General features: G+C 31.2%; 15 protein-coding genes. 12 read left to right on the plus strand and 3 right to left on the minus strand.

Going from position 1 to position 15,171, the window contains the following annotated elements:
• Window positions 1-97 precede the first annotated feature (97 nt).
• Window positions 98-832, plus strand: a complete 735-nt coding sequence (locus RM697_RS02645; protein WP_311426293.1) for a hypothetical protein — start codon at window positions 98-100, stop codon at window positions 830-832.
• On the opposite strand, the gene RM697_RS02650 is transcribed toward RM697_RS02645, so the two are convergent.
• Genes RM697_RS02650 through RM697_RS02660 form a run of 3 tightly spaced genes read right to left on the minus strand, consistent with a single transcriptional unit; the run spans window position 821 to window position 2,938 of the window.
• Window positions 821-1,210, minus strand: coding sequence for a DoxX family protein (locus RM697_RS02650; protein ID WP_311426294.1), 390 nt, complete (start codon window positions 1,208-1,210; stop codon window positions 821-823). The two genes, RM697_RS02645 and RM697_RS02650, sit on opposite strands and share 12 nt — an antisense overlap.
• A 55-nt stretch (window positions 1,211-1,265) precedes the next feature.
• Window positions 1,266-2,177, minus strand: a complete 912-nt coding sequence (locus tag RM697_RS02655; RefSeq protein ID WP_311426295.1) for a bifunctional metallophosphatase/5'-nucleotidase — start codon at window positions 2,175-2,177, stop codon at window positions 1,266-1,268.
• Window positions 2,178-2,179: 2 nt separating this feature from the next.
• Window positions 2,180-2,938, minus strand: a complete 759-nt coding sequence (locus RM697_RS02660) for a 5'-nucleotidase C-terminal domain-containing protein (protein WP_311426296.1) — start codon at window positions 2,936-2,938, stop codon at window positions 2,180-2,182.
• Window positions 2,939-3,008: 70 nt separating this feature from the next.
• Between RM697_RS02660 and RM697_RS02665 the strand changes: the two genes are divergently transcribed.
• The 11 genes from RM697_RS02665 (at window position 3,009) to RM697_RS02715 (ending at window position 15,101) form a co-directional block, all read left to right on the plus strand.
• Window positions 3,009-3,527, plus strand: coding sequence for a DUF6913 domain-containing protein (locus tag RM697_RS02665; protein ID WP_311426297.1), 519 nt, complete (start codon window positions 3,009-3,011; stop codon window positions 3,525-3,527).
• On the plus strand, window positions 3,527-4,405 hold the full coding sequence (gene dapA, locus RM697_RS02670) for a 4-hydroxy-tetrahydrodipicolinate synthase (RefSeq protein WP_311426298.1): 879 nt from the start codon (window positions 3,527-3,529) through the stop codon (window positions 4,403-4,405). Before RM697_RS02665 ends, dapA begins: the two co-directional genes overlap by 1 nt.
• 121 nt (window positions 4,406-4,526) lie before the next feature.
• Complete coding sequence (locus RM697_RS02675) at window positions 4,527-5,339, plus strand: outer membrane protein assembly factor BamD (RefSeq protein WP_311426299.1); 813 nt, start codon at window positions 4,527-4,529, stop codon at window positions 5,337-5,339.
• A gap of 7 nt (window positions 5,340-5,346) precedes the next feature.
• Window positions 5,347-5,679 (plus strand): DNA-directed RNA polymerase subunit omega, encoded by a 333-nt coding sequence (locus RM697_RS02680; protein ID WP_311426300.1) that lies wholly within the window; start codon window positions 5,347-5,349, stop codon window positions 5,677-5,679.
• Between the two features lie 16 nt (window positions 5,680-5,695).
• Window positions 5,696-6,907, plus strand: a complete 1,212-nt coding sequence (gene coaBC / locus RM697_RS02685) for a bifunctional phosphopantothenoylcysteine decarboxylase/phosphopantothenate--cysteine ligase CoaBC (protein WP_311426301.1) — start codon at window positions 5,696-5,698, stop codon at window positions 6,905-6,907.
• Window positions 6,900-7,787: a type IX secretion system protein PorD gene (porD, locus tag RM697_RS02690; protein WP_311426302.1), complete on the plus strand. Its 888-nt coding sequence runs from the start codon at window positions 6,900-6,902 to the stop codon at window positions 7,785-7,787. The genes coaBC and porD overlap by 8 nt, the downstream gene beginning before the upstream one ends.
• 56 nt (window positions 7,788-7,843) lie before the next feature.
• Complete coding sequence (gene recN, locus RM697_RS02695) at window positions 7,844-9,496, plus strand: DNA repair protein RecN (RefSeq protein WP_311426303.1); 1,653 nt, start codon at window positions 7,844-7,846, stop codon at window positions 9,494-9,496.
• A gap of 49 nt (window positions 9,497-9,545) precedes the next feature.
• Window positions 9,546-10,358 (plus strand): enoyl-ACP reductase FabI, encoded by an 813-nt coding sequence (locus RM697_RS02700; protein ID WP_311426304.1) that lies wholly within the window; start codon window positions 9,546-9,548, stop codon window positions 10,356-10,358.
• A 10-nt stretch (window positions 10,359-10,368) separates the two neighbouring features.
• The gene (locus RM697_RS02705) at window positions 10,369-12,117 is read left to right on the plus strand and encodes a T9SS type A sorting domain-containing protein (RefSeq protein ID WP_311426305.1); all 1,749 of its coding nucleotides are present in this window, start codon (window positions 10,369-10,371) and stop codon (window positions 12,115-12,117) included.
• Window positions 12,118-12,238: 121 nt separating this feature from the next.
• Window positions 12,239-13,456 carry a T9SS type A sorting domain-containing protein gene (locus RM697_RS02710; RefSeq protein WP_311426306.1) on the plus strand — a complete coding sequence of 406 codons (1,218 nt, stop codon included), beginning with the start codon at window positions 12,239-12,241 and terminating at the stop codon, window positions 13,454-13,456.
• A gap of 217 nt (window positions 13,457-13,673) precedes the next feature.
• The gene (locus tag RM697_RS02715) at window positions 13,674-15,101 is read left to right on the plus strand and encodes a T9SS type A sorting domain-containing protein (RefSeq protein WP_311426307.1); all 1,428 of its coding nucleotides are present in this window, start codon (window positions 13,674-13,676) and stop codon (window positions 15,099-15,101) included.
• Window positions 15,102-15,171: the final 70 nt, after the last annotated feature.

Here is a 15,171-nt window from a genome sequence, read left to right on the forward strand (position 1 = left end):
TAACTTATTTTATAATTTTTTTTACCGATAAAAAGCATAATTATTCGTTTAATTGTAAAATTTTATTATATTTGACAAGATTTAACCTACAAATCAAATGGTAATTAATAAAGTAATTAAGGTATCCCTTATATGTCTTAGTGTATTATTTGTGTATTTACAAATAATACAGTCTGAGTATTATGCAGATCTTATTAAAACAATATTGTTTTTAGGACTTACCTCCCTTTTTCTATTTGATAAAGAATGTGATTGTATATTCTTCAAACTTTTCTTGTTATTATATACCGTAGGACAGATACTTAGTTTTGCTACTTGGTATATTGAAATAGATTATACTAATGATATAGATTATATATATTATGTTGCTAATAGTTTATATATATTGTCTTACATCTTATTAATTTGGCAAATTCTCTCAAGATTAAATTTAAGAGAAATTGTATCTAAGTACTACATCGCTATTGCTGTATTGATAATACTAGATATATTTTGTGTTTCAATAGTTTCTGCTACAACTGAAGGTGTATTAGGATTTTATGAGTATACCTTAGAGTTTTTATACAATGGCGTTATTATGGCCTTGCTTTCTGTGTCTATGATAAATTTTATGCATAGAGATGACAAGCGTTCAATAAATATGTTAATGGCTTCTATATTTATAGTATTTTCTGAGATCATTCAGCTTGCGTATTTTTATGTAGCAGAATATCCAGAGCTCAATATTATTAGTAGTATATTTCTAGTCTTTGCTTTTACATTACTTTACTTAACAGCTAAATTGGAAAATGAAGAACCTGTAGATTTCTTAGAAAAATCTTTAGAAGCTTAATTTCTTTCCTATAAATGGTATTGTTTTTCGGTAGATGAAAAGAATAACTAGCGATAAAACAAACACTGTAACTGCAGTATAAAACAAAACACCATTATCTCCATTTATTTCTATACCTAATTGTGTTAAGTGCATCATAATAGCTCCACCAATTATGCCTAGTGTAAGTGCAGCTCCTGCCCAAACGGTTTTTGGTATTAATAATAGAATTCCGGCTAAGAGTTCTAAAACACCAATTCCTATTCTACCATAAGGTTCTAAGCCAACAGTTTCAAAAATATATACACTATCTGGATGTGCTGTGAATTTAAAACGAAGTGTTTGAATAAGAATTACTGCGACAACAATTCTAAGAATTAAAGGAATGTGTTTTTTCATCTGGTTAGTTTTTATAAATGCTTTGACGTATCAGTTTTAAAAACTTTACAAGACTTTAAACAATAATGGTTGTACTTTCATTAGAACTATTTCCATTTTCATCAAAATAAAAATCAATTTTCCCTAAGTATAAACCATAACAGCCAACTTGGTTGACTAAAACATTTTTACCTTCTACATTTTTAACAATTGTTGGTTTCTTTAAAAAAGTATGTGTATGTCCACCGATAATTAAATCAATGTTTTTAGTTTGTTTTGCAAGGTTTAAATCGCTTTTTCGCTCAGGATGATTTTTGTAGTTATAACCAATGTGAGACAGACAAATAACTAAATCACAATTCTGATTATCTTTAAGTTCTCTAGACATGTCTTTAGCTATCTCATAAGGATCTAAATACTTAGTTTCTTTATACATTTTTTTATCCACTAAGCCTTCTAACTGAATACCTAACCCAAAAACACCAATTTTAACTCCGTTCTTATTAAAGATTTTATAAGGCTTTACATGAGTGTCTAAAACCGTATTTTTAAAATCGTAGTTAGCAGATACAAAATCGAATGAAGCATTAGGCAATTGCGCATATAATCCATCAATACTATTGTCAAAATCATGATTTCCTATGGTTGCCAAATCATAATTAAGCTTACTCATGAGTTTAAATTCTAACTCGCCACCATAATAATTAAAGTAAGGCGTGCCTTGAAAAATATCTCCAGCATCTAGGAGTAACGTATTCGGATTTTCTTTTCTAATATTAGCAATAAGTGTTGCTCGCCTTGCAACACCACCTTTATTGGCATTTCTTCCGTCATCTGGTCCAAAAGGATCAATATGACTATGCACATCATTGGTATGAAGAATTGTGATTTTTCGTGTGGCTGGTGCAAAAGATTGTAACCCTAAACTACTTAGACCTAGTAATGCTGAGGCTGCTGCACTTTGTTGAATAAACGCTCTTCTTTTCATAATTAATTCGCCTGTTTAATAAACCTGTTATCAATCTTTGGATTTAGTGTATCTACTTTTTTAAAATAATCTATTAAAGCATTTCTAACTTTATAGTCTAGTACATATAGACTATCGTTGGTTTTAAAAAAATTCATACGATCTCCTCCATTATACAAGTAATCGTTAGTAGCGACGTAGTAGTTTTTTGTAAAATCAATAGCGTTGTCTTTTACTTTTGAAGAGATAATGTTATAATCATTATCTAATATTAATTCTAATTTAGAAATAGGATGCGCACGTTTAGCCTCAGCCAGATAATCTAACAACTCCTTAACTTGCTCACCCTTAAGATCAACAACCACTATAGCATTATCAAAAGGCATAACTTCGTATGCTGTTCTGCTTGTTATCTGTCCTTTAGAAATGATAGAACGTATACCACCATGATTTAATAGTACAAAATCAATGTCTTTACCTGTTCTTTTGTTAAATACTGCATTACCTTGCTCATAAACAATATCTGCCATTAAATTACCAATAGCAGTATTTAATTCACCATCACGCTTAGAGTAGGTGTCTAAAGCATAAGCAATTATGCTATCTAAATCATTATTTACATGCTCTCGGTAAGGTTTTATGTAAGCTTCAATATCTACGTCTGAAGAAAGACTATCATTTATCTCTATACGTTTACCTTCAATTTTGTTGAGATGTATCTCTTTTTTACAAGAAACGATTCCTAATGCTAAAAAGAGAATTAAAAAGTGTTTAAAAGTCATTTAAAAACTATGAATAGATTAACAAATTGTGAATAAGCTTTTGCTAAATTTGCTCAAAGGTTAAATATAAATGATTTTAAAGGTTTTTAAAGAAAAATCAAATCAAAAATTCATTAATTCGTTGTTAAGCGCAAGGCGTGCTGCGTTTAGTAACTCTAAGGTTCAAACTATTGGTGTTTTACTAAATATTGAGGAGTATGATGATTTTGAATCTTTTAGAGTTTATTTTAAATCATTAGGATTAGTATCTCCAAAATGTAAAGTTGTAGCTTTTATAGATGACGAAAAAAAGATATCTAACCTTTGGGACACCTACTTTATATCTAAAAATTTTGGTTGGAAAGGGAAAATATTAAGTGTAGACTTGCAATCCTTTATAAATTATGAATTTGATGTTTTAATTAGTTATTATAAAAAAGATCAATTAGAAACTAATTTAATAACGGCAATGTCTAAAGCCAAATTTAAGGTTGGATTATCTGGTTTAGACGAGCGATTATATGATTTAATTATAGATGTTCCGATTAATAATTTTAAGACCTTTAAATTCGAATTAAAAAAATATCTAACAGTTTTAAGAAAGCTATAATGAATAAATTTCTAGGAACAGGAGTAGCCTTAATTACTCCATTTAATAACGATCTTTCAGTAGATCATGATGCTTTATCCGAGCTTGTAAATTTTAATATTGAAAATGGAATCAACTATTTGGTAATCAGTGGCACAACTGGAGAGAGTGTTACTATTACTTCAAGAGAAAAAATAGAAATTATTTCTACAATATCTAAAGCAAATGGAGGTAGAGTCCCTATGGTTTTGGGTATAGGAGGTAATAATACGAGCTCTGTTTTAAATGAGCTTAAAACCACAAATTTTAGTGATATCGATGCTATTTTATCTGTAGCGCCTTATTACAGTAAACCTACACAAGAAGGGTTTTATCAACACTTTAAAGCAGTAGCTGAAGCAAGTCCTGTTCCTGTTATTTTGTATAATGTACCAGGCAGAACAGCCAAAAATATGGAGCCAGAGACTACACTTCGTTTAGCTAAAAAATTTAAGAATATCATTGCTGTAAAAGAAGCAGGAAATAATACACAACAGTATCTAGAGCTAATAAAATACAAACCTGATGATTTTTTAATTATTTCTGGTGATGACGATTTAGCGTTAGGCGTAACTTTAGCTGGTGGAGCAGGAGTGATTTCAGTTATTGGTCAAGCATTTCCAAAGAAATTTTCTAAAATGATTCAATTAGGTTTAGAAGATGAAGCAAAAGCAGCCTATAAATTACATTTTGAGTTAATGGAACTAATTAGTCTCATTTTTTCAGAGAATAATCCAGCAGGAATCAAAGCTGTTTTGTCTGAATTGCATATTTCTAATTGTACTGTAAGATTGCCTTTGGTAGAAGCCACAGAAGCTTTAAAATCTAAAATTAAATTAGCAGTAAATACGCTGAATTAAATCACCTTTAGTTAAAGTTTATTTAAAAGTTCAGTAGGTTAGATGAACTCTACTATTTTAGTATGAAAATATGATTTCCAAAATCCGTTTAATTTATGTAATTTTGCAGACTGTTTTAGATATGAAAAAATTAATAGCCATATTTAGTGTTTTATTAGTGTTGAGCTCTTGTAGTGAGTTTCAGAAAGCTCTTAAATCTGAAGATATAAAAACTAAATTTGATTTAGGTATAAAACTATACGAAGAAGGTAAGTTTAACAAAGCCAATAGGTTATTTGCTCAAATTGTACCAAACTACAGAGGTAAGCCTCAAGCTGAAAAGCTAATGTTTATGTATTCTAATACATTTTATATGATGAGAGATTATCACATTTCAGGTTATCAGTTTGATCGTTTTACTAATGCTTATGCCAATAGCGAAAAAGTAGAAGAAGCCGCTTTCTTAGCAGCTAAAAGCTATTATATGCTATCACCTGTGCACAGCAAAGAACAAAAAGAGACTTATGAAGCAATTGATAAATTGCAATTATTTATTAATAAATACCCTGAGTCTGATAAGCTAGCAGAATGTAACGCTATGGTTAAAGAGTTAAATGCAAAGCTAGAGCGCAAAGCTTTTGAAATAGCTAAGCAATACAATATTACAGCTCGAGTTGCTATAGACTACGAAGCGTGTATTAAATCTATGGACAATTTGTTATTAGAGTATCCAGGAACTGCGTTTAGAGAAGATGCATTGTTTTGGAAATTAGATTCTGAATTTAAATTAGCAACCAATAGTATAGAGCGTAAAAAAGCAGATAGAACAGAAAAAGGAATTGAATTTTATAACGCTTTTAAGAAAATTGCCCAAAAGCCAGAATTAATTGAAGCTGCAGATAAAATGTATGCTGAACTCATAGAAATAAAAAGTTTAAACGATATAAAAAGTTAAAAATATAATGAAGGATCTAAAAAACACCAATGCTCCTGCAACAACGTTAACGTATAACAGAAACGAAATTGATGCTCCAACAGATAACATCTATGAAGCTATCTCCGTAATTTCTAAACGTGCAGAACAAATTAACACAGATATAAGACGTGAGCTTATTGATAAGTTAGAAGAGTTCGCTACATATAACGATAGTTTAGAAGAGATTTTTGAAAACAAAGAGCAAATAGAAGTTTCTAAGTTTTACGAAAAATTACCAAAGCCTCATGCACTAGCTGTTCAAGAATGGTTAGACGATAAAATTTACTTCAGAAATACTGAAGATTCTACAGAAGAGTAATTTAACTCTAAAATAAATGTCTGTTTTAAGTGGTAAAAATGTTCTATTAGGCGTAACGGCTGGTATTGCTGCTTATAAAACAGCTCATTTGGTGAGACAATTTATAAAAGCAGGTGCTAAGGTACAAGTCATCATGACACCTGCTTCTAAAGATTTTATAACACCACTTACACTTTCAACCTTATCTAAAAATCCTGTTCACTCGTCGTTTGTTAATGAAGAAGATGAAAATGCTGTCTGGAATAATCATGTTGAATTAGGATTATGGGCAGATCTATTTATCATTGCGCCTGCCACAGCAAATACAATGGCAAAAATGGCTCATGGTGTTTGTGATAATCTATTACTAGCCACATATTTATCAGCTAAATGCCCTGTGTATTTTGCACCAGCTATGGATTTAGATATGTATAAGCATAAGTCTACCAAGACCTCTTTTAATAAATTAGAAGGATATGGTAATATTATGATTCCTGCAACATCTGGCGAATTGGCTAGTGGATTAGTTGGTGAAGGACGAATGGCTGAACCTGAAGATATCGTTTCTTATATAGAAAACGATATCATAAGTAAATTACCTTTTAAGGACTATAAAGTGTTAATCACTGCAGGTCCAACTTATGAGGCTATAGACCCTGTACGTTTTATTGGTAATCACTCTAGTGGTAAAATGGGTTTTGAAATTGCTAAAGCTGCTGCCAACTTAGGTGCAGAAGTACAATTAATTACAGGACCATCAAAAGAAACAGTGACTCATAGTTTAATTAATGTAACAAGAGTTACTAATGGTGAAGCCATGTATAATGCTGTACATACCTATTATGAAGACACAGATGTAGCGATTATGTCTGCTGCTGTTGCAGATTATAAACCAAAACAAGTTGCTGATAAGAAAATAAAAAAGTCTGATAGTTCGTTAACTATAGAATTAGAGAAAACAAAAGATATCTTAAAATCTTGTGGCAAAATTAAAGCCAACCAGTATTTAGTTGGCTTTGCACTAGAAACCAATAATGAATTAGAACACGCAAAGGGTAAGTTATTATCAAAAAATTTAGACCTTATAGTTCTTAATTCACTCAATGATAAAGGTGCAGGTTTTGGTGTTTCCACAAATAAAGTTACTTTTATCTCTAAGGATGGAGATGTTATAGAAAATGAACTTAAATCTAAGGCAGATGTGGCCAAAGATTTAATGGACTTAATACTTAAAAAAAGAAATGCGTAAATTTTTACTTGTCTTATGTGTTGCATTTGCGACGACCTCTTATTCTCAAGAGCTTAACTGTAATTTTGTGGTCAATGCACAACTTACAGGTAATGAAAATGTTCAGGTATTTAAGACCTTAGAGAATCAGTTAAGAGAATTTATTAATACAACCGAATGGACAGATAAAAACTACAAGCCACAAGAGCGAATAGATTGCAGCATGGTATTAACCATTCAGAATTATAATAATGATTCTTTTGAAGCTACTTTACAGATTCAATCCTCTAGACCAGTTTTTAACTCTGCCTATTCTACTTCGTTATATAATTTTAACGATCAAGACTTTAATTTTAAATACCTAGAATTTCAGAATTTAGTATACAATCCTAATCAGTTTAGTTCTAATCTAATTTCTGTACTTACATTTCATATTTATATGATATTAGGTATAGATGCTGATAGCTTTTCAAAAAACGGAGGAGATGAATATTTTAGACAAGCCCAGATTATCTTACAATATTCACAAGATAACAATGCTAAAGGTTGGAAACTACAAGATGGAAGACAAACTAGATTTACTCTAATCACAGATCTCTTATCTCAAACGTTTAAGGAATACAGAGACGTTATGTATAATTACCATAGAGTTGGCTTAGATACAATGAGCGAGGATGTAAAAGGTGCTAAGAATAACATTGCTAAAGCCTTAAATAACCTTAATGCTTTAAATCAAAGACGACCTAATTCGTTTTTAATGCGAGTGTTTTTTGATGCAAAAGCAGATGAAATAAAGGATATTTTTAGTGGAGGTCCAAGTGTAAATATTACAGACCTTATTACTACGTTAAACAAAGTTGCACCTATGCACTCTGCAAAATGGAGAGATATTAGTTTTTAACCTAGTATCTTTATAGCATAATTTTAGTTTTCATTTAATCTTTTTAATATAAAGATTTGCTTACAAACTTATCCATAAAAAATTACGCGCTCATTGAGGATATCAATGTAGCTTTTAGTAAAGGATTAACCATTATTACAGGAGAAACTGGAGCAGGTAAATCTATACTTCTTGGAGGTTTATCCTTAATTCTAGGAAAACGTGCAGATTTAAGTATGGTAAAAGAGCCAGAAAAAAAGTGCATTATTGAAGGGGTTTTTAATATTGAAAAGTATAAACTAAAATCTTTTTTTGAATCTGAAAACTTAGATTACGAATCACAAACCATTATTAGACGAGAGATTCTACCTTCTGGGAAATCTAGAGCTTTCGTTAATGATTCACCAGTTAAGTTAGAAGCACTTCAAAAACTCAGTACACATCTAATAGATGTACATTCTCAAAACGAAACTTTAGAGCTAACCACAAATCATTTTCAGTTTCAAATTATAGATGCTATTGCTAATAATAATGATCTTTTAGAAGCTTATACAAAATCATTGGCTGACTATAAAAGTGTCTTAGAAAAATTAGAAAACCTAAAAGTTTTAAAAGCTGACGCCTTAAAAGAGTATGATTATAACTCGTTTTTATTACAAGAATTATTAGAGGTTGATTTTAAACCTAGTGATTTAGAAGTTTTAGAAAACGAATTTAAAATACTTGATAATGTAGAGCAGCTAAAAGATAAACTAGATATTTCAAATCTAATATTAAATGATGGTGAGGTTGGATTATTAAATAGTTTAAGAACTCTGTCTCTTACGCTTTTGGATATGTCTAAAGTCTCTGATTCTTACACATCTATCTATGAAAGAATTAATAGCTGTTTTATTGAGTTAGACGATATCAATAATGAATTAGAACTACTAGGTAGTAATATTGAAGCAGATCCTAAACGACTTCAAGATATTTCAAACAAACTTTCAGAAATCAATACATTATTCAATAAACATAATGTTAACACAATTAATGAACTAATCGATATAAAAAACGATTTAGAGTTAAAAGTTAACAAAACTGAACATCTAGATACTGATATTGATGTATTAGAAAAACAATCCAATACGTTAAAGCATTCTCTTTTTAAACTAAGCAAGCAAATTCATCATAAACGTAAATCTGTTATTCCAGATTTAAAAGATAAACTCAAGTTTCAACTTAAAGATTTGGGTATGGAAAATGCCGAATTTGATATTTCTGTAGTACATACTAATGAATTGTTTTCTAATGGAATGGATGAACTTTCCTTCTTATTTTCAGCTAATAAAGGAGGGAATTTCAATGCTTTAAAAAAATCTGCTTCTGGAGGTGAATTATCTCGTATAATGCTAGCATTAAAATCTATTTTAAGTAAGTATTCTAATTTACCAACAATAATGTTTGATGAAATAGACACTGGAGTTTCTGGTGAAATTTCTAATCAAATGGCTCGTATTATGAAGCAAATGAGTGCTTTTATGCAAGTGTTTACTATCACACATTTGCCTCAGATTGCAGCCAAAGGCGATACGCACTTTAAAGTCTATAAAACAGAGGTAAATGAAGTCACACAGACTCAACTTAAAGAATTAGATAGAGACGAACGTATTGTAGAAATTGCACAGATGCTTGGAGGTTCTAAAATTTCAGAATCAGCAGTTATACATGCAAAAGAGTTACTCAATTAATAGTATCTTTGAATAGAAATTAAATACAACTAACTAAAATATATTTTACATGTCATACAATCTTTTAAAAGGTAAACGAGGAATTATTTTTGGAGCTTTAGATGCTAATTCTATTGCATGGAAAACTGCTGAGCGTGTTCATGAAGAAGGCGGAAAGTTTGTATTAACAAATGCGCCAATTGCAATGCGTATGGGACAAATTAATGAACTTGCTGAAAAAACTGGCTCACAAATTATTCCTGCAGATGCAACTTCTATAGAAGATTTAGAAAATTTAGTATCGCAGTCTGTAGAAATCTTAGGTGGTAAATTAGATTTTGTTTTGCATTCAATAGGTATGTCTATTAACGTTAGAAAAGGACGTGCTTACACGGATCAGAAATACGATTGGACTCAAAAAGGAACAGATGTTTCGGCAATGTCTTTTCATAAAGTAATGCAATGTCTATACCAAGCCGATGCTATGAATGAATGGGGAAGTATTGTTGCTTTAACTTATATGGCAGCACAACGCGTTTTTCCAGATTATAATGATATGGCAGATAATAAGGCGTATTTAGAGAGTATTGCCAGAAGTTTTGGGTATTTCTTTGGAAGAGATAAAAAAGTAAGAGTTAACACCATTTCACAATCACCGACTCCAACTACAGCAGGTCAGGGTGTAAAAGGATTTGATGGCTTTATTAGCTATGCTGAAAAAATGTCTCCTCTTGGTAATGCAACAGCATTAGATTGTGCCAATTATACAGTTACTCTGTTTAGTGATTTAACTAAACGAGTTACACTACAGAATTTATATAATGATGGAGGTTTTAGTAATATGGGAGTTAGTGATGCTGTTATGGAGACGTTTATAGAATAAAAATAAAATCATGAACCTCAGGTCTATACTATTTTTCATCTGCTTCTTTTTATTGAGTTTTAATGTCATTATAGCACAGATGACCTTTGATGAGGTGTCTTCTCAATTAGGAATTACAAATAGTTCTGGAAACTTACAATTAGGAGCCGGAGTTAGTTTTGTTGATTTTGACGACGATGGTTGGGATGATTTAACAGTTGCCTCAGGTAATAATATTCCACTTAGATTTTATAAAAATAATAATGGAACTTTTGTAGAAATATTTCCATTATCTATACCAATTTTAGGACAAACTAAATCTACAACTTGGGTTGATATTGATAACGATGGTGATAAAGATCTTTATGTTACTACAGATAATGAAGGTAATAAATTGTTTGAGAATGATGGCAACCTTGGTTTAACTGATATTACTTCTACTTCAGGCCTTCCTACAGGAAATTTATACACTTATGGCGCTTCTTGGGGAGAAATAGATAATGATGGTTATTTGGATGTTTTTATTTCTAACAGAAGAGTTTTTGAAACTAGTGTCACCAACTATTTATATAAGAATAATGGCGATGGTACTTTTACTGATTATACCGAAATAGCAGGGATAGAATTAGATATTGAATTAACCTTTTGTTCTGGGTTTATTGATTATGATAATGATGGGTGGCAAGATATTTACATTGCTAATGATAAGAGCTTTCCCAATAAAATGTATCATAACAATGGAGATGGAACATATTCAGATGCAAGTTTATCAACTGGAACAGGTATAGTAATAGATGCCATGTCTGTTAGTGTCGAAGATTTTAATGCAGATGGATACTTAGATATTTATGTAACTAACACACATTCTCCAATAAGTGAACCAGGTGGTAACGTATTTTTTAGAAACAATGGAGATGGCACTTTTACTAATATAGCAACAATATCTGGTACAATATTTAATAGTTTTTGTTGGGGAGCTTCGTTTATAGATGCTGATAATGATATGGATTTAGATCTTTATGTAAGTTCAAGTAGAGATGGAAGTGATCCAACATTAGCATCGTATAATTTATACGTTAACCAAGGATTCGATTCTTTTACCATTGCTACGTCTACAGGTATGGAAGGAGATAGTAACATGAGTTATTCTAATGCCATTGGTGATATAGATAATGATGGTAGAGGTGATATTGTAGTTTTTAACATGAATAATTCACCATCTTTATATCATAATTCAACTAGTAATTCTAATAACTATTTAGGTGTAAAATTAACTGGTACACAATCTAATAGTGATGGTGTAGGTTCTTTGATAGAGATTTCTATAAACGGAAATAAACAATATAGGTATACCATGTGTGGAGAAGGCTATTTAGCTCAAAATTCTGAAAAAGAACTTTTTGGATTAGGTAGTAATGATATTGTAGATTACGTCAAAGTTAAATGGCTAAGTGGTATTGAAGATGTTATTTATGATGTTGCAGCTAACCAAACTCTTCAAATTATAGAAGGTTCTACTTTATCCATTGAGGAGTATCAAAATGATAATTTTGACATCTATCCAATTCCTGTATCTAATGACTTAAATGTTATTTCTAGAAATCCTATCAATAACTATACTATATATAATTTACAAGGTGAAAAAGTATTAGTATCTAATTATAGTATTAGCACAACAAATACTGTAATTGATGTATCTTCTGTATCTTCTGGATTATACTTTTTAAAATTAAAGTATAATGATGATAAAACTATTACAAGAAAGTTTGTAAAAAAGTAAGAAAATTCTTTTTTAAATGTATTTCATCGAATAAATTTGTATTTAAACATGTTTTTTATTTGATTTGTTTTTGCTTATGATTAAAAATTCATTGGCAGTTAACAAATTAAGTAAAAGCCCCATGAAAAAAATTACTTTATTTGTAGTACTAGCACTTACTGGCTTAGTATTGCATTCACAAATTCTTATAGAACAAGATTTTGAAAACGGAAACCAAGGTTGGGAAACAAACCTATTCTTCACAGTACCAATTCAAACATGTTCTGGTACTTCTACAAGACGTAATTTATTTTACAGCTCAACAATAGGATCTTTAGCATCACCAAATGTACAAGGTCAATCTAACGGTAACGATATACAAGTAAACTTTGATTACAAAATTGTTAATTGGGGAACTGCTACAGTGCCTACACCAGCTGGTTGGGGAAATATGGTTATGCAGTTTTCTACTAACGGAGGAAGCACTTGGAATGATATTGCAACTATCGATGATTCAAATCATGTATCTACAAACTCTTGTGTAACCAAAAGTTACACCATATCTGGTAGTACAGTAGAAATCGGTTCAGATTTTGCATTTCGATTTTATGCAACTTGGGCTTCAGGAGATTATTATATTTATATTGATGATATACTCATTCAGCAAGATAGTAGTCAATCACCACCAATGAATGATGCTGTAAATGATGCTATTACCTTAGACATTGGTGCATTATATGATGAATATAGTGTAGATGCTTCTGTTTTAGGAGCTACATCAGATTCTGAGAGTGCTTCCTGTGGTTTGGATGGTCCAGGTATTTGGTATAAATTCACTGTGCCAGCAAGTGGTACTGTAAACATAGAAACAAATACTGATAATGCTACAAATACTTTAGGATTTGATTCTGTAATTGAAGTATTCTCTGGTCCAATGAATAACTTAACAAGTTTAGCTTGTAATAACGATTCACCAAATGCTGACTATGAATATTCTAAAGTAGAATTAAATGGCTTAGTCCCTGGAGAAGAACTCTATTTTAGAGTGTGGGAAAATGGAGGTGATGAAACAGAGCCTTTTTCAGTATCTGTTTATAATGATGCTTTAAGTATAAACGAAGCGGCTTTATTAAATATTAAAATACATCCAAACCCAGTTTTAAACAAATTAAATATTGAAACACAAACTGAATTAGACCAGATTACTATTACTAATATTTTAGGACAAGAGGTATTAGTTAAAAAAGATAATTTAGTTGGTAATATCGCTTTTAATTTAAATGGTCTTAATTCTGGAGCTTATTTTGTTAGAATTGTAAAGTCTAAAGAAACTAAGGTATACAAGGTGATCAAACAATAATTAGTTAAAATATTTAAAAATTATACAAGTGCATTTTTATAAAAAAATGCACTTTTTTGTACGTAAAATCGTATAAAAAAGTTGTTGAAATCTAAGTTTTTTAAAATTTATCGTTTTTTTTTGCATTTTATCGATTAGCTAAAAGCATGTAATGTTAAGTCATCAATAATAAATATCTTCACCTTTTAAATTTCTTAACTTTAAAACCGATTTATTTATGAAAAAAATTACTTTATTGTGCTTTGCATTTTTTGCAATGGCATTTTCGTTTAACTCTAGTGCACAGTGTACATACACTATAGAATATACCGATACTTTTGGAGACGGATGGAATGGTGTATCTAATATGGATGTTCTTGTAAATGGAGCTGTAGTATTAGACGATGTTGGAATTCCTGATGGTGGAGGCGCTACTGGTTCTGATACGTTTATGGTAAATGATGGAGATGTGATTACAACAGTATTTAACCCAGCTGCTGGTCCTGGAGCTCCAGATTACACAAATGAGTGTGGTTATAGAATTTTAGACCTTAATGGTATTGAGGTTTATAATGCCAATTTTGGTGCTGCTGCACCTGGTGATGGTATTCCTGATGACTTAGTTGCTCCTGGTGTTACCGCTTCTTGTGCTGTATGTACACCAGCTGTAGTAGACTTAGCATCATTAGCATTAGATACTTTTGATTGTGATGCCGGAACTTTTTCATTTACACTTGAGTTAGATGATTTAGGTGGAGCTGCTAGTGTTACAGTAACTAATAATGCTAGTGCACCTGATGTAACTTTTACTGCTATAGATACACCTGAAACTTTTTCAGGATTCCCAACAGATACAGATATCACTTTAACAGTTGTTGACGACGAAGATTCTGCTTGTGATATTGTGATACCTGGAGTTCGTTTCTCATGCCCTCCTGCAAATGACGATTGTATTAATGCCTCTACCATTGTGCCTTCTATGATTGGATCAGAAGTATGGACAGTTGGTGATACACGAGGTAATACAGCATCTGGTGAAACTGACCCTTCTTGTGGTACTTTAGGTGCTGGAAGAGATTTATGGTATGTTTTTGAAGTTCCTGTTTCTGGAGAAGCTACTATTACTACAAGAGCTGTAACGGGCTCGCCAATGGATGATACTGTAGTTACCGCTTACACTGGTTCCTGTGGAGCTTTAATTGAGTTTGATGCTGATGGAACTGGTGCTAATACAGACTCAAGCTGTAATGATGATAATGCAACTCCAGGAGACTTTTTCTCTGAATTGGTATTGTCAGATATGATGGCAGGAGATATGATTTATGTTAGAGTTTCTCTATGGAATAATGCTGCTGGTGCAGATGCACGTGATGGTGAATTTGAAATTACTATCGCAGCCGCTGACCCAACATTATCTACTCTAGATGCTGAAAATGAAAATGCATTTACTTACTATCCAAACCCAGTTAACAACAAGTTAACTTTAAATGCTGCAAACAACATACAGAATGTTGCAGTATACAATATGTTAGGACAAGAAGTAATGAGAGCTACTCCAAATAATGTAGACGGAGAATTAGACATGTCTTCTTTACAAACTGGAGCTTACTTTGTAAAAGTTACAATTAATGATGTAACAGAAACAGTAAGAATCTTAAAACAATAAGATTTTATAATCTATTTTAAAAGCCACCTTTTTAGGTGGCTTTTTTTTGTCATTTACTTACCTTTGTTTT

The sequence above is a fragment of the Microcosmobacter mediterraneus genome (genome assembly GCF_031846265.1).
Taxonomy (GTDB): Bacteria; Bacteroidota; Bacteroidia; order Flavobacteriales; family Flavobacteriaceae; genus Microcosmobacter; species Microcosmobacter mediterraneus.